The organism is Streptomyces griseorubiginosus, assembly GCF_001514195.1.
In the GTDB taxonomy this organism is placed as follows: Bacteria; Actinomycetota; Actinomycetes; order Streptomycetales; family Streptomycetaceae; genus Streptomyces; species Streptomyces griseorubiginosus.
Map to the genome: position 1 here is coordinate 1 of NZ_KQ948743.1, position 18,885 is coordinate 18,885.

13 protein-coding genes and 4 pseudogenes are annotated in these 18,885 nt (G+C 67.8%); 13 read left to right on the forward strand and 4 right to left on the reverse strand.

Annotated elements, in window-relative coordinates; all coding sequences use genetic code 11:
* The 3 genes and pseudogenes from AQJ54_RS44070 to AQJ54_RS44075 form a co-directional block, all read left to right on the forward strand.
* Window positions 1-230, forward strand: a pseudogene (locus tag AQJ54_RS44070) (transposase); the annotation flags it as partial.
* 153 nt (window positions 231-383) lie between these two features.
* Entirely contained in the window at window positions 384-524 is a 141-nt protein-coding gene (locus AQJ54_RS45815; RefSeq protein WP_159055583.1) for a hypothetical protein, read from the forward strand.
* Window positions 525-599: 75 nt separating this feature from the next.
* A pseudogene (locus AQJ54_RS44075) lies at window positions 600-1,016 on the forward strand (IclR family transcriptional regulator domain-containing protein); the annotation flags it as partial.
* A gap of 490 nt (window positions 1,017-1,506) precedes the next feature.
* Here AQJ54_RS44075 and AQJ54_RS33560 read toward each other — a convergent pair.
* Both AQJ54_RS33560 and AQJ54_RS33565 read right to left on the reverse strand, forming a co-directional pair.
* The gene (locus tag AQJ54_RS33560; RefSeq protein ID WP_062243783.1) at window positions 1,507-2,757 is read right to left on the reverse strand and encodes an acyl-CoA dehydrogenase family protein; all 1,251 of its coding nucleotides are present in this window, start codon (window positions 2,755-2,757) and stop codon (window positions 1,507-1,509) included.
* Between the two features lie 246 nt (window positions 2,758-3,003).
* Entirely contained in the window at window positions 3,004-4,134 is a 1,131-nt protein-coding gene (locus AQJ54_RS33565; RefSeq protein WP_062243786.1) for a hypothetical protein, read from the reverse strand.
* Between the two features lie 196 nt (window positions 4,135-4,330).
* On the opposite strand from AQJ54_RS33565, the gene AQJ54_RS33570 reads away from it, so the two are divergent.
* From AQJ54_RS33570 to AQJ54_RS33590, 7 genes and pseudogenes are all read left to right on the forward strand, one after another.
* Window positions 4,331-5,623, forward strand: coding sequence for a PucR family transcriptional regulator (locus AQJ54_RS33570; RefSeq protein ID WP_159055584.1), 1,293 nt, complete (start codon window positions 4,331-4,333; stop codon window positions 5,621-5,623).
* Between the two features lie 87 nt (window positions 5,624-5,710).
* Window positions 5,711-6,154, forward strand: coding sequence for a hypothetical protein (locus tag AQJ54_RS45820; RefSeq protein ID WP_159055585.1), 444 nt, complete (start codon window positions 5,711-5,713; stop codon window positions 6,152-6,154).
* 492 nt (window positions 6,155-6,646) lie between these two features.
* A complete protein-coding gene (locus AQJ54_RS33575; RefSeq protein ID WP_079070152.1) occupies window positions 6,647-7,882 on the forward strand; it encodes an MFS transporter in 1,236 nt (411 codons plus the stop codon).
* Window positions 7,883-8,090: 208 nt separating this feature from the next.
* Window positions 8,091-8,658: pseudogene (locus tag AQJ54_RS46930) on the forward strand (transposase); the annotation flags it as partial.
* A gap of 347 nt (window positions 8,659-9,005) precedes the next feature.
* A complete protein-coding gene (locus AQJ54_RS33585; protein WP_159055587.1) occupies window positions 9,006-11,603 on the forward strand; it encodes a right-handed parallel beta-helix repeat-containing protein in 2,598 nt (865 codons plus the stop codon).
* Window positions 11,604-12,230: 627 nt separating this feature from the next.
* Window positions 12,231-12,443: pseudogene (locus tag AQJ54_RS46935) on the forward strand (IS5/IS1182 family transposase); the annotation flags it as partial.
* Window positions 12,444-12,516: 73 nt separating this feature from the next.
* Entirely contained in the window at window positions 12,517-13,008 is a 492-nt protein-coding gene (locus tag AQJ54_RS33590) for a DUF6086 family protein (protein ID WP_248845083.1), read from the forward strand.
* A gap of 9 nt (window positions 13,009-13,017) precedes the next feature.
* On the opposite strand, the gene AQJ54_RS33595 is transcribed toward AQJ54_RS33590, so the two are convergent.
* Window positions 13,018-13,635 (reverse strand): DUF6817 domain-containing protein, encoded by a 618-nt coding sequence (locus AQJ54_RS33595; protein WP_346265471.1) that lies wholly within the window; start codon window positions 13,633-13,635, stop codon window positions 13,018-13,020.
* 612 nt (window positions 13,636-14,247) lie between these two features.
* Between AQJ54_RS33595 and AQJ54_RS33600 the strand changes: the two genes are divergently transcribed.
* The 3 genes from AQJ54_RS33600 (at window position 14,248) to AQJ54_RS33610 (ending at window position 18,351) form a co-directional block, all read left to right on the forward strand.
* Complete coding sequence (locus AQJ54_RS33600) at window positions 14,248-15,471, forward strand: cellulose binding domain-containing protein (protein ID WP_248845485.1); 1,224 nt, start codon at window positions 14,248-14,250, stop codon at window positions 15,469-15,471.
* A 26-nt stretch (window positions 15,472-15,497) separates the two neighbouring features.
* Window positions 15,498-16,664, forward strand: coding sequence for a cellulose-binding domain-containing protein (locus AQJ54_RS33605; protein WP_062033071.1), 1,167 nt, complete (start codon window positions 15,498-15,500; stop codon window positions 16,662-16,664).
* 190 nt (window positions 16,665-16,854) lie between these two features.
* A complete protein-coding gene (locus AQJ54_RS33610; RefSeq protein ID WP_079070128.1) occupies window positions 16,855-18,351 on the forward strand; it encodes a cellulase family glycosylhydrolase in 1,497 nt (498 codons plus the stop codon).
* 227 nt (window positions 18,352-18,578) lie between these two features.
* Here AQJ54_RS33610 and AQJ54_RS33615 read toward each other — a convergent pair whose 3' ends face one another.
* On the reverse strand, window positions 18,579-18,800 hold the full coding sequence (locus AQJ54_RS33615; protein ID WP_062032932.1) for a hypothetical protein: 222 nt from the start codon (window positions 18,798-18,800) through the stop codon (window positions 18,579-18,581).
* Window positions 18,801-18,885 lie beyond the last annotated feature (85 nt).

The following is an 18,885-nucleotide window of genomic DNA, read 5'->3' on the forward strand; positions in this document are numbered from 1 at the left end:
ACTCCACCCCGCTCGGACACGCGGCGATCGATCGTGAGCTGTATGTCCCGCGTTCCTGGACCGAGGATGCGGCCCGCTGCCGGGCAGCCGGGATCCCCGACGCCGTCGGCTTCGCCACGAAACCTGCTCTCGCCGCCCGCATGATCGGCCGAGCACTGGACGCCGGCGTCTTCGCGTCCTGGGTGGCCGGCCACGAGGTCTACGGGGGCAACAGTGCTTCCCGGGGGTGGTGCGGGTGTCTGCGGATGTCGGCGAGTTATCGGGGCACCGACCCGCAAAGCGCCGCCAGGGACAGCGGTGTGATCGCCAACAACGACAGCAGCAGCGTGTTGAGCTCGCAGTGCAGCTGGGCCGTCTCGTCGCTCGGCGTGTAGGGGGTCATCATGTACCTGAAGACCGCCGTCGAGGAGAACAGGACGGTACAGCGGACGACGGCGTACCAGTATCCGCCGAGCCGGACCCGGTCCCAGTTCGTCGACGAGGCCGAAGCAGGTGGGTACCGGCTGATGCCGCCGGATCCTTGAGCTGGCCCGCCTCGCCCGCCGCGCCATGGTGTTGTCCGAGCTCGCCCGGCCGGTGATGAGGCGCGCCTCGCCGCGGACGTCAGCAAAACCGTCCTGGTCACGCGCCTGGCGGGCGCCGCCATCCTCTGCCTCAAGCGCGAGGATGCCGACGTCGGGCTGGTCCGGATCTCCTACCAGCGGGGCCAGATCCTGCCGACCAACGCCGGTGCCTCCGCCTACGTGTTGCGCGCCTGGCTGCCCGGGCCTGAGGTGGACGCGAAGCTCGACGCCGCGCGCTTCGAGCCATTCACCGAAGTGACCCTGGCCGCCAAGCGCGACCGCATGAGGCAGCGGAGGGAAACCCGAAAGCGGGGATACGCCGTCAGCCGCGGAGAGATCGACGGCGACGTCCTCGGCGTCGCTGGTCGCCTGCACAACAAGGCCGCTGACGGCGTCGCCGCGCTCAGCGTCGCCGCCGTCTTTGCCCGAGTGGCCGACGAGCGGCTTCCGTAGCTGCCCGAATCGGTCCGCGACGCTGCCGAGGAGATCACCACTGCACTCGCCCACGGAAATTCAGTACGCCGTCGACGCGTCCACGTGCGGCCGAATCGACGGCGGAACCAAACCTGGCGCCGACGCTGCCACGGGTGATGCTGCTCCACGAGTGGACCCCAGCTCCCCGCGCACGCCAGTTCACCTGGTTCGTCCGGCTCGAGGCCATGCTCACGGACGCTGTCACGATCCAGATCGGGAACGCCCCGGCGCGTGTCGAGCTGATCGCCGGAGCCGTGAAAGCCGGTCACATGGCCGCCGCTACCAGCCCGACGCCGATCCCAACGGCATCATCTCGCGTGTCTCGTCGATGATCCGCAGCTCACCACCGACGACCCGGAACGAGCCGAGTAGTACATCGACCCGGCGTCAGGTCGAGGATCGCCCGGGATGGGTGATGGCCGACCATGGCGAAGCTCCCAGCCACCCCCGGGGAGCAGTCCTGCGCCCGTCATGCGATGCCTACCGGGGGCACCCCGAAGTGTGTGCGCCCGAAGTTGATGGCGGCGCTGTCCAATTGATGCGCAACATGACCCCGCATCACGCATATGTTGCGCCAGTAGCGACCGAGCATGCTGTCCTTTCGTGCTGCGGAACTGCCGGCGGTCCGGAAGATGATGTCCGCCGCCTGATGCGCGAGTTCGATACCTTGCAGGAGGACCAGCGTGATGCGCCGCTCGACCTCATCCGAGCAGGGCTCGTTCGTCGCCTGGATTTCGTGCGCAACCTTCATGAAATCGGCAGACGCCTGAAGCAGCGCGGCCCGCGCGGTGTCCACCAAGGCCCGGCACTTCCCGAAATTCAGTTGGTACTCCGAAAGCTCGTAACGGGAGACCTTGATCGGCCCGGCCGGCCTGCGAACGCGGAACCCCTCCTCATAGAGGTCCAGCGCGCCCTCGGCCGCGCCGATGACCACCGATGCCGACTCCGCAATGGTGAACGGCCGGAAAGGTCCGTGAAAAAGGGGGCTGTCCTCGTAGAATTCCGGCGGCAGAAGAGTGTGCCGCATCCCCATGGCGTCGGGGTAGGGCTTCGTCCGGTGCTCCGGAACGAAGATGTCGTCAAGCGTGACGCGATCCGACCCCGTGCCCTGCATCCCGATCGTATTCCAATTACGGACGATCTCATAGTCCCGGCGATCGAACAAGCCCATGCGTACCGAGTCGACGTTCGGATGCGGCTCGTCCACCGCGAACACCAGCAGGATATGGGTACCGTGCTCGCTGCCCGACGCGTAGTCCCATCCGCCGCTCACCCGGTATCCGCCCGGCACCGCGACACCCACGCCTTGCCGCGCTGCGACCTCAGGTGCCCGGAAATCGCCGACTTGGCCATAGGCGTCGAGTTGAGCAGCCAGCGGATAGGTCGACAACTGGTAGACATGGCCAAGGGTCAGCGAGAGCACCCAGGCAGTCTCGGGGCAACCGCGCGAGATCGCCGCGATCAACCGCACGTAGGTCGGCAGATCGAAGCCGTAGCCACCGAAGGCCTTCGGCTGGACGACCCGGTAGAAACCGGCGTCCACCAACGCCTGGTTCGTTTCGACGGAGATGTTCCCCTCCGCCTCTGCCGCGTCCTGCCGCGAGCGCAACATGTCGCACATCGACTCGGCTCGTCGGATCAATTCTTCAGGATCGAGATCGGGCTCGGGTGGCGCGATCCTGGGGACGGATGGAAGTTCCTGGGGCATCGCGGAGGTCATCGATTCCTCACCTTCATGGGCTGCTTGTAGTCAGGTCCTCTACCGCGCGCATCGCCTCGGCGGGCTGGCGACGGCGCACATGCTCACAGTCTTGGCGAAACAGCTGGCGAGCATTTCTATGTCTTTCTTGACTTTGCGCTCCGAGAAATGAGCGAATCACGTTCGATAATGTCTCAACCCGCTCCCGCTGCGCGCTTCGTGCCGCTTACGGGTCATTTTTCCGGAACGCTGCCAGGACGGGCCAGGTCAGCCGAAGGTACAACTGGTGCATGATACTGAGAACGGAAATCCTTTTGAGGATTCTGGCCGGAGGGTAGCATCACAAGCTTTGGGTAAAGATTTCCAGCAACGGTTTCTCCACCGCTTCCAGTGCCGCTTCCTCGACGGCGAAAATTGAGGCGAGTCCCGTATTCGCCCCCGATCCAGCGCCCGGCGCAAACTGCTGAGCGCGGTGGCGATCTGCTGACAGGTCGTCCGGGTCGCCCGCTCAGCGGCCAGCGCAACCACTTCGACGCTCAGCAGCTGGAAGATACGCATGAAGATGTCGGGATGGATCCCACTACTGGCGAGGAGACAGGAGACCAGCCGCGCGACGGCACCAGCACGAGGTGCCCTGCTCACGAGACCACGACCACGGCCACAGGAGGTTTCCGCGGCGCCTGCGCTCTCCAGGACGCGGACCGCCTGGCGGGACGCGCCCCGATCGGCGCCATAGCGGAAACAGAGATCCTCTTCCGAGCCGAGGCGATGGCCCTGCGCCCACTGTTCCGCGGTGCATTCCCGCAGAATGCGTTCGGTGATCTGACCCGCTCGTGAGCAGTTCAGGACTTCCGGCGCGAACAGTACGGCCGGGTTGCCCGGGATCGCCCCATTTCCGGACATCATCTGGCGGATCGCACCGAGCACGTCATCGAATAACTCGAGTGCGGCGGAAACCTGCTCGACGACGAGATCAGCGTCGTTGCGAATGTCGTCGCACAGTCCGTAGCGGACGCATTGGATTGCTTCTTCGGCCTCGCCAAGCTGCGGTTCCGTCGTTCCGAAGAAGAGCACGAAACCCATCAGAAAAGTGGCCGTCCGAGAGTGGTCGACTTCGCGGACCCGAGGCCCGCTGTTCGGCCCGCTGGGGCCACGCACCATGCGGGCCGTGCCGCGCACCTCGAGAATGCGCACCGCCTCGCAGACCAAGGTGCGGCCGTCACCGTATCTCTCCGCGAGTTCGACCTCGGATCCCAACGACGCGTCCTGCGGCCAACCGCGCACGATCAGATCCTCCTCAATGAGGCGGGCGATCCGGCAGGCTGCCTTATCGACCTCCGCAAGCATGAGCGCCTCGAAGCTCTGGAACTCGTTCTGCGGAAATCTGATCTGCTGCATCCTGAATTCCTTCCACTGCGTCGGGGACCGCGTCGAGGGGCGGGCGAAGCAAAGCGGGCGTCCGGTCGCGGCCCGGCCCGGTCTCGTTGGATAGAGTCAAGAGGCTGGGCCCCGGCACGCACTCGGTCCCGGACGACAATGAACCGCCCGGTGTTTGTGGTGGCAACCACAACGGGAACCGCTCGAGGAGGAGCCGGTGGCCGCACGATGGGTGCTCGATCTTCGGACCGGGCCCACGGAACCGCCGGTGACACCCTGCTGCCCTGCGCCGACGGTGACCGCCGCCCGGGAGGTGCTCGGACCGGGTCCGGTGGGGTGGGCCGCACAGGTGGCCAAGGAAGCGGAGCTGCGAGTCGTCGAACTCCTGCCGGAGATGGCCGGTACCACCTCCATCGACACCGTCCGACGGCCCGCGGAGGCCTGCATCCTCACCGTCCTCATCGCCCTGCACGCCGGCACCTCCGGCGAGGCGGTCGTGACTCCGCAGCTGGCGCTCGAAGGCAACCGCGACAGCGTGCACCGCGGCGTCGCCCTGGACCGGGTGCTCCGCGCGATGTGGATCTCGCACGTGCACCACTACGAGCGACTGCTCGAGTTCCTCGACAAGACCCTGCCTCCGCACGAGCTCGCTGACACGGTGCGCCGGGTGACCGAGCTGTCCTTCGCCTACGTGGAGGCATTCACGGCGCGGTTCAGCGCGGAGTACACCGCGGAGCGGGAGGCGTGGCTGGGCAGCCTTGCCGCAACGAGGCGTCAGGTCATCGAGGACATCATTGCGGGTGTCCCCATCTCGGTGCGCGATCCGGAGCGGGTGCTCGGCCTCGACCTGGCCCGTCACCACCGGGCCGCCGTGCTCTGGACCGAGGACGACGCGGGGACCGACTCCGCCCACGCCCTTCACCGGCTCGCGGCCCGACTCGCCGACGCCGCCGATACCGGCCGACCGCTGGTGGTGCGCCCCGGCGGGACATCGCTGTGGCTGTGGATGAGCTGGGCCGCGCCGCCGGAGCAGCGGCTCGCCGAGCGGCTGCGCGACGCCGTCGACGCCCCGCACGGTATCCGAGCCGCCCTCGGCCCGCTCGACGCTGGCATTGACGGGTTCCGCCGCAGCCACCTCGGCGCCCTCGAGGTCCGCCGCGTCGCCGCAGCCTCCACCCGACGGTCGTCGTGGCTCGCCGACCACGACGAACTCGAGGTGATCGCCCTGCTCACGGCGAACCCCGAACACGCCCGCTGGTTCGTCCACCGCCAGCTCGGTGCGCTGGCCACGGACGACGACCGCTCGGCGGAGCTACGCGAGACGTTGCGGCTCTACCTGACATTCGAGCGCAGCCGCACGGCTGCCGCCCAAGTCCTGCACGTCGCCCCGAACACCGTCGGCTACCGTGTCCGGCAGGCCGAGGCCATCCTCGGTACCGACCTGGCCAAGGACCCGCTCCGGATCGGGCTCGCGCTGGAGATCTACGACTACCTGAATCCTGAAAAATAGAGAGACCATGCTGCATCGCGGGCGTAGTTCGATCATCGGGCTACCGGGGCAGAACCCGACCGCGGAGCGGCTCTGGACATCCTCGGCATGCGCACCGACGACCGGCCGGTGGTCTCCGAGGCCGAAATGGCAGGGCAACCGGGCCCGCGGTGCACGGCCTGCCCTTACCTGCGGAGTCTGGTCGCTGACGACCCGGCGCCCGAGCTCTGCCCCGCTCAGCGCTCAGGTGTCCGTGCACCGCGCGTCGAACTCCCAGCCACGCAAGGACGCCGACCGCGTCGGCAGTGGACTGCTGATCGAGATGCCGAGATCGCCGCACGGAAGCTCGGCGCCGGCGACGCCGAGCTGATCGACGCGCCGCAGCACCTCGGCACGGCAGAGTCGATCTCCAACGTCGCACCGATCGAACGGTTACCGCAGCGCCTCGCGCAGAACGCATTGCTGTCCATCCTCGTGGAGGGCGTCAAGGCGTACGACCACACGCGAGGACCCCTCCGCTCCTCGCGTGTACCTGAACCCCGCACGGCATGAGCTCCTGCAACGAGCCCGATGGCATCCCGTCAACCTTCATGGTCACGGCGGAACCCCACGCGCACACAGACAGGTAGCTCTCACAGTAAACAGACAGACGATCTTGAGGTCGGGTTGCCCGTACACCTCCTGAGAACTGAGATCCGCCGTCTGGTTTCGCCGACGATCCGGGGCATACCCTCCAGGCACCCAAGCGGGTAACTTGCCTGTAATCCTCTGGATACCTTGAAATATGGGTGCATGACATTTCCTGACCGACATGCCAGGAATGATTCGGAAGTGAACGCCATCATCGCGTGAACGAAACCGATAAGGCGCGACTGCTTCGTGGCGGAATGAGTCAGGCACCGGAGCTGCCGGTGTGCGCGGCCCGCTGGCTACCGGGACGGCACGCCGAAGGAAACCGAACTACCAAAACGCAGGGACGCAAAGACAGGAGGCGGCATGTCACGAAACGCTCGTATAGCCGCGACGGTTGGTATATTCCTTTGCATGGCCTTCAGCATGGGAGGAATATTCGCGGGGTCCTTCTCGGTCTTCCTCAAGCCCGTATCCGAATCCCTGGGATGGGCAACAGCGGGCTTTACGCTGATTTTTACGTTTTCGCAGATTGTGATGGCGATCATGAGCCCCGTAGCCGGGCGCATCATCGACCGGATCGGCGTGAAGACACCTCTGTGTGTCGGGGTCGCGTTCTTCGCACTGGGCCTCTTCGGGCTGTCGACGATGAAATCTACCGGAGCCGTCTATTGGCTGTCTGCGGTGGCCATAGGTATAAGCGGGGCCCTCGCCGGCCCGGTGGTGGCAATGCGGGTCGTGGCGTCCTGGTACAGCACAAGCCGCGCGCTTTTCCTCGGAATGGTGATCGCTGCCGCGCCGCAGTTGGCGCAGTCCATCGTCGCGCAAATATCTCGTTTGCTCATCGATGACTACGGCTGGCGCACCGCCTACGAAGTGTTCGCGCTGGCCGCTCTCGTATGCGGTGGCAGTGCCGCGTTCTTCCTCGTGCGGACCAAGCCTGTCGACGCGGCGGAAGTTGCACTGGTTGAGGCGGAGAAGGCGGCTAACGCGGCGGAGCCAGGAGTCCCCGCCAAGCAGGCCTTCCGCTCCCGCATCTTCTGGACCATCGCAGGGGCCGACGCTCTGGCGACTGGAGCCCTGGTCGGCGCGCAGACGGTGCTGGTGAACTGGATGACGGGACGCGGCACCTCTGAAGGGACCGCGACGACCCTGGCGTCGATTCTGGCCCTGTCCGTCGTGGTCGGTGTGCTCCTGAGCGGGTACGTCGCCGACCGTGCTCAGTCTCCCCGAACCGCGACCGCGTTTTACCTCCTGCCCGTCCTCGGGCTGACTCTGCTCCTGGTCTCCGGTACCACGTTCATCCTTGAGCTCCTCGGCGTCATCCTGGTGGGTGTCGGGATGGCGACCGTCGCCATGCTCCTGCCGTACCTGATCACCCGTTACTTCGGTCTGCGGACCTCCGCCGAGATCTACGGCGTCAGTGCGGGACTGAACATCGTGGCAGCGGGCCTCGGCTCCGTGCTGATCGGTGTCGGATACGACGCGACAGGAAGCTACACGCTCCCGATCTCGATCGCTGTGGGCGTCACAGTCGTCGCCCTGTTGATGATGACAACCTTGAAGCCCTACACCTACGGCGTCTCCACCCCCGAAGTGCCTGCGGTCAGCGATCCGCCGACCACCACGTCAGACCCAGCCGTGTACTGATCTTTGACCGCGGGCTTGATATGGGTGTGGCGAGTTCGAGGCCGGTCCCGGCCAGGAGTTCGGGACGGCGCTCGTTGAGGTCTTCTCAGCAACGTGCTGGTGTGGTGCGTGATCGCCGTGCGTGCGCGGGATGGGACGGCGTCAGATACGTGTGAAGCCCCTGGTAGGAGCCGGTCTGCCAAGATCACGTTCCTACCAGGGGCTTCACGTGCCACCCAATGTCACCTGCACCGCTGCCCTCGATGTCCGCAGAGGACTGCCGGGCATCTCGCGATGCTGCTGCGCGACCACAGCGACCAGCTGGGAACCCGCAGGGGCACAAGGGTGCCGGGTGTTTTCAAGCAGATTGTGCTGGTGCTGAGCTGATCCGTCGACGCGCATCTGGTCCAGCTGGTCCGCGACACCGGCATCCCGCGCCCACGACCTACCGCTGCCTGCACGAAGGACTGACCGTACTCGCCGACCACGCGCCGGACCTGTCGGCCGCGCCGCAGCGGGCCACAGCGGCCGGGTACACCCACCTCGACCTGGACGGCACGGTGATCCGCAACGATCAGGTGGCTGCGGCCAGCCCCGTCAAGACCGACCCGCGGTCGGGCAAACACAAATACCGCGGCGGGAACGTGCAGGTCATCGCTGCCCCCGGACGACTGGCCCCTGTGGGCCTACCGGTCCGCCCGGGTTGCGGGCACGACATCACCTGCGCCCGCGCCCATGGGCTCGCCGCCGTCCTGGGCATCCCCACCCTGACCGACCCCGGCTACGAGAACACCGGCGTCCACCAGGGACTGACCGGCCTCCCTGAAGTGAGCGCCCAGGATCGGAAGCAGAAGCCCATCTGCCAGGACTTCGAGGGCAGGAGTCCGAGGCCGATCCGCTTGATGGCTTTGACACGATTCTCGACTCGTATCTGACCTGGGCCGCTTTCGGTTTGATCAATCCATGACCAGGTGTGGAGCTGCTCGTGATGATCCGGCGGATACGATCCGCCATCTGGGCTCATCCGACCGTTTGTCTGATGTTCCGTGGAAGTGCCCGTTTCTCCATCCCATAGAGATGCAAAGGGTCACAATTGAAGACAATCGTTGGGCCTTGTCGGGCTGTGGCTTTCATGCTGCTGGGCTTGGCCCTTCCGGTTGCGTCCAGTGCCACGGCCACTGCGGAGGCACCGGCATCCGACGTGCTGTATGTCGCGAAGACGTCGACGTGTTCCGACACCGCTGCTGACAGCGGCAGCCAGGGGCGGCCGTTCTGCACGATCGGTGCAGCGGCGGCGGTCGTCGTACCGGGCCAGACGGTGCTGGTGGAGGCGGGTAGCTATCCGGAGTCGGTGACGATTACCCGCTCGGGTACGGCAGACGCGCCCATCACCTTCGTTTCCAACGACTGGTCGCTGAATCCCGCCTCCGTCAGGGGTCAGTCCACGACGCAGGGGCCGAATCCGGCGTTCACCGTCTCCGGCACACAGCATGTGGTGCTCCGGGGCTTCTCCACGACGGCCCCCGGCGGCGCTCCCTCGGTGCTGATCGACCACTCCACCGACGTCACCGTCGACCAGGCGGACCTGAGCAGCAGCGCCGGTGCGCCAGCGATCAGGATCACCGGCATGTCAAGCGACGTGACACTGAGCCGGACGAGCGTCACCCACAACACCAACGGCAGCCCGGGCGTCGAGATCGACGCCGGCGCGTCCGGCACAGTGCTGAGCGCGGACACCGTCTTCAGCCCCTTCGCGACCAACAACGCGCCAGGCATTGTCACTTCCGGTGCGCCCGGCACCGTCGTCACCGGCGACACCGTGGTCGGCAACTGCGAGCAGGGCATTGTCCTGAGCGGGGATTCCTCCGGCTCGACGGTGAAGAACGACGTCGTCGAGGAGGCGGCCAATGGCTGGGGCTCATCCCCGGCGGCCTGTGCGTCGACGGCCGATGCGACCGCGATCTCAGTCGCCGCGGCAGCCACCTCAGGCACCGGCATCGACGACAACGTGGTCGACCCCACCAGCGGCGGCTCGCTCTACTCGTGGGCGAGCACCGGCTATCCGGACTCGTCCTCCTTCGCGGCGGCCACCGGCCAGGGCCGCGCCGACATCTCCGCCAGCCCCCAACTGACCGGGGAGCTCTCCGGGACACGGCAGTGGTTCACCCCTGCCGCCTCCTCGCCGGTCATCGACTCCGCCGACCCCGGAGCGCCGGGCGAGACGGCCACGGACTTCTCCGGCAATCCCCGCGAGGACGACCCACAGGTGCCCAACGCGGCATCCGGCTACTACGACCGGGGAGCGGTGGAGGTGGTCGGCCCGGAGACCGGCGGGGGCTTCGAGGTACAGCCGCTCGGGTCGCCGAACCCCTTGCAGGTCACCGTCACCACGACCGCCCCCACCCCGACCTGGACGGCCAACGGCCCCATCGACCGGGTGTACTCGTACGTCCTCGACGACGCCACCGCGTTCCCCGTCGACACGGACGGCACGTTCACCTACACCTTCCACCGGGCGGGCGACCACGCGATCGACCGCTACGACCCCAGAGGCGGCCCCTACGACGAGAGCGTCAAGCACGTAGTCGTCGGCGCCGACTACACCCCGCTCACCCCGGTTCGGCTGCTGGACACCCGGCACGCCGTAGGGGTAACGACCACGACCCCCGTAGCCGCCGGAGCCGACCTCGTTCTGCCCGTCCCCAGCGTCGCAGGCCTCCCGGCAGCCGACGTGAGCGCCATCGTCGCCAACGTCACCGTGACGCAGCCCACCACCGACGGACATCTGACGGTCTATCCCCACAACGGCGAAAGCCTCCCCACCGCGTCGAACCTGAACTTCACAGCCGGGCAGACGGTGGCGAACCTCGTGACGGTGCCGGTGGACGGCGCAGCAGTGGTGTTCCACAACGGCAGCAGCGGCACCGTACATGTCCTGATGGACCTGCAGGGCTTCTACGGCCGAGCCGGTTCCGGCTTCAAACCCGTCCCCCCGACCCGGGTCCTGGACACCCGCTCCGGCCTCGGCACCTCCTCGGCGGGAGCGGTCACCGCCCATGCCGCCCTGCCCCTCGACCTGTCCGCACGTGTGCCGGCCGGCACCACGGCCGTGGTGCTCAACCTGACCGTGACCCGGCCGACCCAGCACGGCTACCTCACCGCCTACCCCGACGCAGGCGCCATGCCGGGCGTGTCGAACCTGAACTTCACGGCGGGTGAGACGGTCGCCAACCTGGCCGTCGTTCCCCTCACCGACGGGAAGGTCGACTTCTACAACGGCAGTGGTGGCACCTTCCAGGTCGTCGCCGACCTGGAAGGCTACTCCGGCTCGGCCGCCGCCGGGGCGAACCAGTCCTACGTCCCCGAGGGACCGACCCGCATCGTCGACACCCGTTCCGGCACCGGGGCCCCCAGGGCGCCCGTCCCCGCATACGGCAACCTCGCCTTCTACCCCCGCTGGTATCAGGACTGCACTACCGACTGCCCCCGGCCGGCCGGCGCGGTGCTCAACGTAACCGCGACGCAGCCGCAGAAGAACGGGTTCCTTACCGTCTACCCCAACGATCAGGCGGTGCCGAACGCCTCCAACTTGAACTTCACGGCGGGCACGACCGTGCCCAACCTGGTGTCGGTCACCGACCCCGGCCTGATGATCGGCGTCCACAACCACAGCAGCGGCAGCGTGCAGGTCATCGTGGACGAGGAGGGCTACTACATCGCCCCGCAGACCTGGTCGAACTGAAGCACATCAGTCACTCAGCGGGCCCGCACCGGACATCCCTGTCCGGTGCGGGCCCAAACCCGGCCGGGCACCGTAGCCCGCGGTCTTCTCCCACTCAGGAGAAGGCAGCAGGCTTCGTCGGGCCGGCGCCGACGAACAAGCCCCCCTCGCGGACGACCCCTCCGGCCTTGTGATGCCGGGGGCTGCGGGGACCGCGGCGTACAAGTCGGCTCCTGAGGTCGGCGGCACCCAACTGGCCGCGCTACGCGAGCAGTTCGCACGCATGAGGCCCAAGAGCAGCTTGGTGCTGCGGCGCGGAAGGACCAGGCCGAGATCGCGGCACTGCGTGCCGCGCTGGAGCAGGCAGAGGCCGCCGCCAGGGCGAAGTTCGCAACTATCAATGCTGCCCTCGCGGTCGGCGAGGGCGCGTTGCGCGCCCTGCGGGACCAACTGGAGGCGGCCGAGACGGCGAGCGCGCAACTGCGGCGTGAGGCACCACTCGCATACACGACTTGCGGCATGCCGAGGAACAGGCCGCGCACTGCGGCACCGCGGATCAAGCCGAAGTGGGGGCCGCAGCGGACGACCGTCGGACTGCGACAGCAGCTCCAGGCGCCCGCGGAATACAGGCGGGACGTACGCGGGACACCGCCGATCCGCTCCCGGCGCGGCCCGCGTCGCCCGCGTCGCCCGCGTCGCCGGCGACCAGCCAAGCTCCACGTCGATAAAGGATACGACTACGGCCATCTGCGCCGATGGCTCCGCAAGCGGGGCCTCCGCCTTCCCATTGCCCGCAAAGGCATCGAATCCTCGCAGCGGCTGGGTCGCCATTGCAGGGTCGTCGAGAGAACCGTGTTCTGGCCAGGACGTAGCAGCGACCACAGCGATCTGGCTGGATGCGCTCACCTTTCATGACCTACCGAAAGGTGCCGTGTTGAGCCAGTACTTCGATATAGGCGACAAGACTGTGTGGAACCCGTCCCACGGCGCTTCCCGTCTGTTCCAACGCCAAGTATCGCTTTTCGAGGCGGAGCTGGAGCTCTCATCGGGCATCGGGTCGATGGAGAACGACGAGTGCCAGATCAACCCAGCCCTCTTCGAGACCTTCGTCAACGCCCTACTGGCGCGGCACCGAGGAACAAGCCACGCCGTACTGCTTGCGCTCTCCGAGGGGTTCACCGCCACCGTGCTGGTTCTCGCGGAGCGCGCCGGGATCAGGGTGGACTGGGCTCAGTCCGGTGCCGCCCCGGATGGCGCAGTCGAAGATGCACAGATTTCGGCAGTCACGAGGATGCCCGCTCTGGCCGAAGGGCGTGCCTGGGAGGCGGGACTGCGCGAGAAGGCACGGGAGCTCGGCAGCACATGCCTCCCTGACCGGAGCCCCGGGCCGGCCGATCAGTGGCCACCGATGCAGTCCACCAAATGATGCCTGCGGCTAGCCCAACACGTCGCGGCAGTGCGCCCATGCCGACGCGGACAGCAGTGGCCGCCACCGGGTGAACAAGCCGAGCAGGCTGGCGCCGTACTCAGTTCGGATCTTCGGACTGATCGCGGCGAGATCCAGCTCGTTGGCGGCCGTCAGCTCGGCGAGATCCCGACGCTGGCCGAGATTCGGCTGGACTCTGGCACCGGTGAATCGGTCGAGGAGCATCCCGTCGTCCTCGGCAAACGTCCGGTAGGTGGCCTTCCGGTCGCAGGAGGCGTACAGGTAGGCGAGCGCCTCAGCGTCTGCTCCGATCGCCTCTGCCAAGTCTGCTCGATGTTCCAAGTTCAGCAGTTGGAGCGGAAACCCGTCGGTGCCGTAGAACGCATGGCACAAACCCGCAGCCCGCAGGGCCGGGCGGCCTCCCCACGAGGCGAGCAGAGCTTCGACCCTCTCCAAGTGGGCGAGCAAGGTGCCACCGGGGTGCTCAAAGTGGGAGGCGTGGGGCGTGCGGGATGTCCTGGTTGCGCCGTCCGTTCCGCCGTCGACGCAGGCGACCGGGCTGCCCGAGGCGGTTTCGATGGCCGGAACCGTTCGCACGGTGAGCTCGCAGGCGGTGATCGCGCGCACCGCGCTTGCGGTCCTGCGCGATGACCCGCCAGAGACTGTGTGAACGGTCGGCGGGCGCGAGTGTGGGATCTGGAGGAAGAGGGCCTTGGCCGGGGGTGCCGCAAACGTCCCGGTTCATTGCCAGGGCGGGGCCAATGAGCAGGGGACCTCGACCCCGGCGAGATCGTCACCGACGTCCACTCCAGTCCGTCCCGTCTCGTCCCGCCTGTCCCCCGATGTCACCGGCGCCTCCACCACCGACGGCGCCCCGGTCCAGATGGAACCTGTAGCGGCGGCACCAAGCAGAGGCCGAACACCAACTGACTCCACCCCCGGTCCGCGCGGCACAACCCCAGCCCGAACACGGCGAAACCTCCGACGGGAACGCGACCCCTTGTCAGGGTCATGGCCCTCTTCTACAGTCCCGGGTACGGAGACCGTGGGAGCGCTCCCACACCAGGGGGCTCCAGCGCTCACTCCCCTCCCTCCGAGAGCAGTCCCCCACGAACGTCACGGCGCCCCGTCACGAAGAAGGCGGATCCCCCCATGCAGCTTCGTTCGAACCCCCGCTCCCCCGCCCGACAGCGCATTGCTGTGCTGCTGGCAGCGCTTTGCTGTGCCGCGTTACCCGTCGTGGCCGCGGCCGCCCAGCCACGCGTGGCGAGCGCCGCCACCACTGAGGTCCTGGGCAACGCGACCCACTTCGACGGGCTCGGGAGCCCCTACGGCGGCTGCGGTCTGCCGCAGCGCGAACTGGACAGCCAGGATTTCGTGGCGCTCAACGTGTTCGACACGCCCGGCGACTACTCAAGCTCCTACCCGCGCCCGATACCGGACGCAAGTGCACGGATCAAGGGTGCCTTCGACAACGGCCGCAACTGCGGCCGCTGGGTCAAGGTCACCATCGGGGACTACTGCTCCGGCACCAACGACGGCGCCCCTGGCCAGCCCTTCTGCCGCAACGGCTCCTGGGTGGCCGACCAGTACAACGGGGCCACCCTGACCATGCTCGTCGCGGACAGCTGTGCCGATTCCAACGCCTGGTGCCGGGACGACCCGAACCACCTCGACCTGGCGACCGGTTCCCTCAACCGCTTCCGGATCGGCGGCACCCCCGCGGGGGCGATGTACCCGGACCACTGGAACAACCGCCATGTCTCCTGGAGCTTCGTCCCGGCCCCGGACTACAGCGGCGACATCCGTATCGGATTCCTCCGGGGAGCCCAGCGGTACTGGCCCGCCATCGCCGTCTCCCATTTGCCCAACGGCGTCCACGGCATCCAGTACCTGGCGAACGGTACTTGGACCGACGCCACCATGAACAGCGACATGGGGCAGTCCTACGTCATCGGCGCAACGGCCTCCGGCGGAAGCGACTTCACCATACGGATCCGCGACGCCGCCGACGCCTGGCTGGGCAGCGGCCGTACGTACTCCTTCTCGCTGCCATCGGGCTGCGCGGGCGGCTGCTCGCAGGACTACACCGCCGTCCCCTACACAACTGACACCTCTGGAGGGACACCGCCTCCCACTCCCCCACCGAGCCCCTCCGGCGACACCGTCTGCACGGCGCAGTGGAAGCTGACCGGCTCATGGCAAGGCGGGTACCAGGCCGACGTCACGGTCACCAACACCGGGTCCCGGCCGGTCACCGGTTGGTCGGTGCGCCACACCCTGCCGAGCGGTGCGACCGTGGCGAACCGCTGGAACGCGGTGGTGGATCCGTCCCGCCCCGCCACCACCGTGCACAACGCCTCCTACAACGGCTCCCTGGCGCCGGGCGCGTCGACGACCTGGGGGATGACGCTCAACGGCGACGACCGAGACCTCGGCACCCTCCTGTGCACCGCGTCCTGACTCCCGTCGAGAGAGTGATCATGACCATGACTTCACTACGCGTGCGCAGCCACCGGCTGCCTCTGTGGGCACTGGTGCTGACCGTGGTGGCGGTTGCCCTTCCCGCCGTCGCGACGTCGCGCGCACAGGGCGCGGCAACGGGTTGCACGGTCACGTACACCACCAACGAGTGGGCCGGCGGCTTCACCGCCCAGATCCGCGTCACGAATCTCGGCGCCGCCCTGAACGGCTGGCGGCTGGAGTGGGCCTACGGCGGCGACCAGCAGATCACGTCCGCCTGGAACGCGCAGGTCACCCAGTCGGGCAGCGCGGCGACCGCCGTGAACGCCGCGCACAATGCCGTGCTCGCCGCCGGCGGGTCCGTGGACTTCGGCCTCCAGGGGACCTGGCGCACTGCCGACCCCGCCCCCACCGCCTTCGCCCTCAACGGCGCTCCGTGCGGCGGAACCGGGACTCCCACGCCGACGCCAACGCCGACTCCGACACCTACGGCGCCGGCCGAATGCGCCGGGGCGGGGGCGATCATCTGCTCCGACTTCGAGGACCAGAGGGGCACCGTGCCCTCGGGCGACTGGCAGACCACGGCACCCGACTGCCAGGGAACGGGGAAGGTCAGCGTCGACACGTCCGTCGCCTACAGCGGCACCAGGTCGCTGCGCGTCGACGGCGGCGCCGGCTACTGCAACCACGTCTTCGCAGCCTCCACCCGCGATCTGTCCTCCGTCGGGCCCGTGGTGTACGTGCGGATGCGGGTCCGGCACACCACCTCCCTGCCCACCAACCACGTCACCTTCGTGTCCATGCCCGACGCCTCGCAGGGCGGCAAGGCGCTGCGCGTCGGCGGGCAGAACGGCGCGCTGCAGTGGAACCGCGAGAGCGACGACGCGACGCTGCCGGAACAGAGCCCGGCGGGCGTCGCGCTCAGCACCCCGCTGGCGACCGGCAGGTGGCTGTGCCTGCGGTACCAGATCGACACCACCGCCCAGTCCATGCGCACCTGGGTCGACGACCAGGAGATCACCGGACTGCGCGTGGACGGGGTGCCGACCCAGAACGTCGACGGGCAGTGGCTCGCCCGCAGGACCCTTCCCCGCCCCACCGGCCTGCGCCTGGGCTGGGAGAGCTACGGCACCGGGGAGGACACCCTCTGGTTCGACGACGTGGCCCTGGGCTCCTCAGCGATCGGCTGCTGACGCCCGCAGGGAAGGCGCCGGGACGACAGGATCTGAACGAGCGGCAGTTGCCGATTCCTTGATCCGTACGGCACGCAGCACGCGCTTGGCGGACCGGTCTGTGCAGGCCGTCGGCCTGGGCCCTGGCTCACCCGCCCGCCGATCAACTGGATATCGAGCTCATCGATCCCTTACGCAACAAGGAGATCAGGTGAAACGTCGTCACACCTTCATAGCCACCGGCGCCGCCGGTGCACTGATCCTGGGTGGCCTTGCCCTCGCCACCCTGCCCGCATCGGCAGCCGCCACCGGCTGTTCGGTCACCTACAAAGTGCAGAGCCAATGGCCGGGAGGGTTCACAGCGGACCTGGCCATCACCAATCTCGGCTCCCCCGTGCGAGGGTGGACCGCGACGTTCGACTTCCCGAACTCCGACCAGAAGGTCACCAACGGCTGGAGTGCCACCTGGGCACAGTCCGGCACCCACGTGTCCGCCACCAACCTCGACTGGAACGCAACGCTCGACACCAGCGGGTCGACGTCCATCGGGTTCAACGGCGCGTGGAAGGGCACGAACCCGCAACCCGCGTTGGTCGCGCTCAACGGCGTGACCTGTACCGGCTCGGTGACATCCCCGACCCCCAGCCCCACCACCACACCGCCCGGCGATCCCAGCGGTCCGGCCCCGGAGCTGAAGGTTTCCGGCAACAGGATCGTCACCGCGAGCGGCAAGCCGTACCGGCTGCTGGGCGTGGACCGCTCCAGCGGTGAATACGCGTGTGTTCAGGGCAAGGGCCTGTGGGACGGCGGCCCCGTCGACCAGGCTTCCGTCGACGCGATGAAGACCTGGAACATCCACGCGGTACGTGTGCCGTTGAACGAGGAATGCTGGCTCGGACTCAACGGCTCGCCCAAGGGGACCGCTTACCAACAGGGCGTCAAAGAGTACGTCGACCTGCTGGTCACCAACGGCATCACCCCGATCCTCGACCTGCACTGGACGCGGGGCGCCTATACCAACGGGCCGGACTGGCACTGCAAGGACGCCACCGCGACCTGCCAGAAACCCATGCCGGACGCGCAGTACGCCCCCCAGTTCTGGACCGGCGTCGCCAGCGCCTTCAAGGGCAACGACGCCGTCGTATTCGATCTGTTCAACGAGCCGTACCCGGAGATCGCCGCCGACTGGGACAAGACCGTCGGCTGGCAGTGCTGGCGCGACGGCGGCGCCTGCACGGGGCTCCCGTACGAGACGGCCGGCATGCAGGACCTGGTCGACGCGGTCCGGGCCACCGGCGCGACCAACCTCCTCATGCTGGGCGGCCTCGAGTGGGCCAACGACATGCGCGAGTGGCTGACGCACATGCCGAACGACCCGCTGAACAACGTCGCCGCGTCATGGCATGCGTACAGCTTCAACGCCTGTGCGACAGCATCCTGCTGGGACAGCCAGGTCGCGCCGCTCACCGAGCACGTGCCCGTCGTCATCGGTGAGTTCGGCCAGGACAACTGCGGCTTCGACTACATGCAACAGCTGGTCGACTGGGCCGACGCGCACACCATGAGCTATCTCGCGTGGACCTGGAACCCCTGGGGCTGCAGCAGTGGTGGCGTGCTCATCAAGGACTGGGCGGGCACCCCCGAACCCGGCGTCGGAGAGGGTCTCAAAGCCCACCTGATCAGCCAAGACCCCTACTCGGCCCCGTAACCGCGTGCCCAGTGCCTCTCGCTGGGGTCGTCGACGGCGCGCACCGGCCGATACGGAGATCGTGCCGGTCGGTGTCTGCCTGCGACCCGACACGGTCGACCCCGGGGTGGTGGTCGGCCGGGAGCTGGACATGTGCGGGCCGTTCAGCACGCTCGGTAGCCGTACCGGTCCGCTGGGCCCGCCGCAGCTGGCGAGCGGTGGTCCAGCGGACGGATGCCGTGCTGCCGTCAGGTGAGCCGGCTGCCCAGACCGTATTCGGAGGCGGTGACCCACCGATGGGACCTGATGCGGTCGTTGACGGCCTCGCCCGTGTTGGCGAAGTAGTTGTCCGTGAGGAGGTCGGCCCACCTCTCTCCCGGAGCGAGGCAGAGGTAGCCCTTCGCGGACGGGTAGTCCTTCTCTGCGTAGAAAGCGACGACGTCCCTGCCTCCGATGAATCCACTGTTCATCACCGAGGTCCCTGCGTCCCCGCTGAGGCGTTGGTGGCCGGTGCGATGAGGCCGAAGGCTCGCGCTCCTCGCCGATGGGGCGAAG

Bases quoted from the DNA above. Each gene is read 5' to 3' on its own strand.
- AQJ54_RS33615 (WP_062032932.1), bottom strand. From the start codon at position 18,800: ATGAACAGTGGATTCATCGGAGGCAGGGACGTCGTCGCTTTCTACGCA.
- AQJ54_RS33575 (WP_079070152.1), top strand. From the start codon at position 6,647: ATGGCCTTCAGCATGGGAGGAATATTCGCGGGGTCCTTCTCGGTCTTC.
- AQJ54_RS33565 (WP_062243786.1), bottom strand. From the start codon at position 4,134: ATGCAGCAGATCAGATTTCCGCAGAACGAGTTCCAGAGCTTCGAGGCG.
- AQJ54_RS45815 (WP_159055583.1), top strand. From the start codon at position 384: ATGTACCTGAAGACCGCCGTCGAGGAGAACAGGACGGTACAGCGGACG.
- AQJ54_RS33605 (WP_062033071.1), top strand. From the start codon at position 15,498: ATGACTTCACTACGCGTGCGCAGCCACCGGCTGCCTCTGTGGGCACTG.
- AQJ54_RS45820 (WP_159055585.1), top strand. From the start codon at position 5,711: ATGCGCACCGACGACCGGCCGGTGGTCTCCGAGGCCGAAATGGCAGGG.
- AQJ54_RS33560 (WP_062243783.1), bottom strand. From the start codon at position 2,757: ATGACCTCCGCGATGCCCCAGGAACTTCCATCCGTCCCCAGGATCGCG.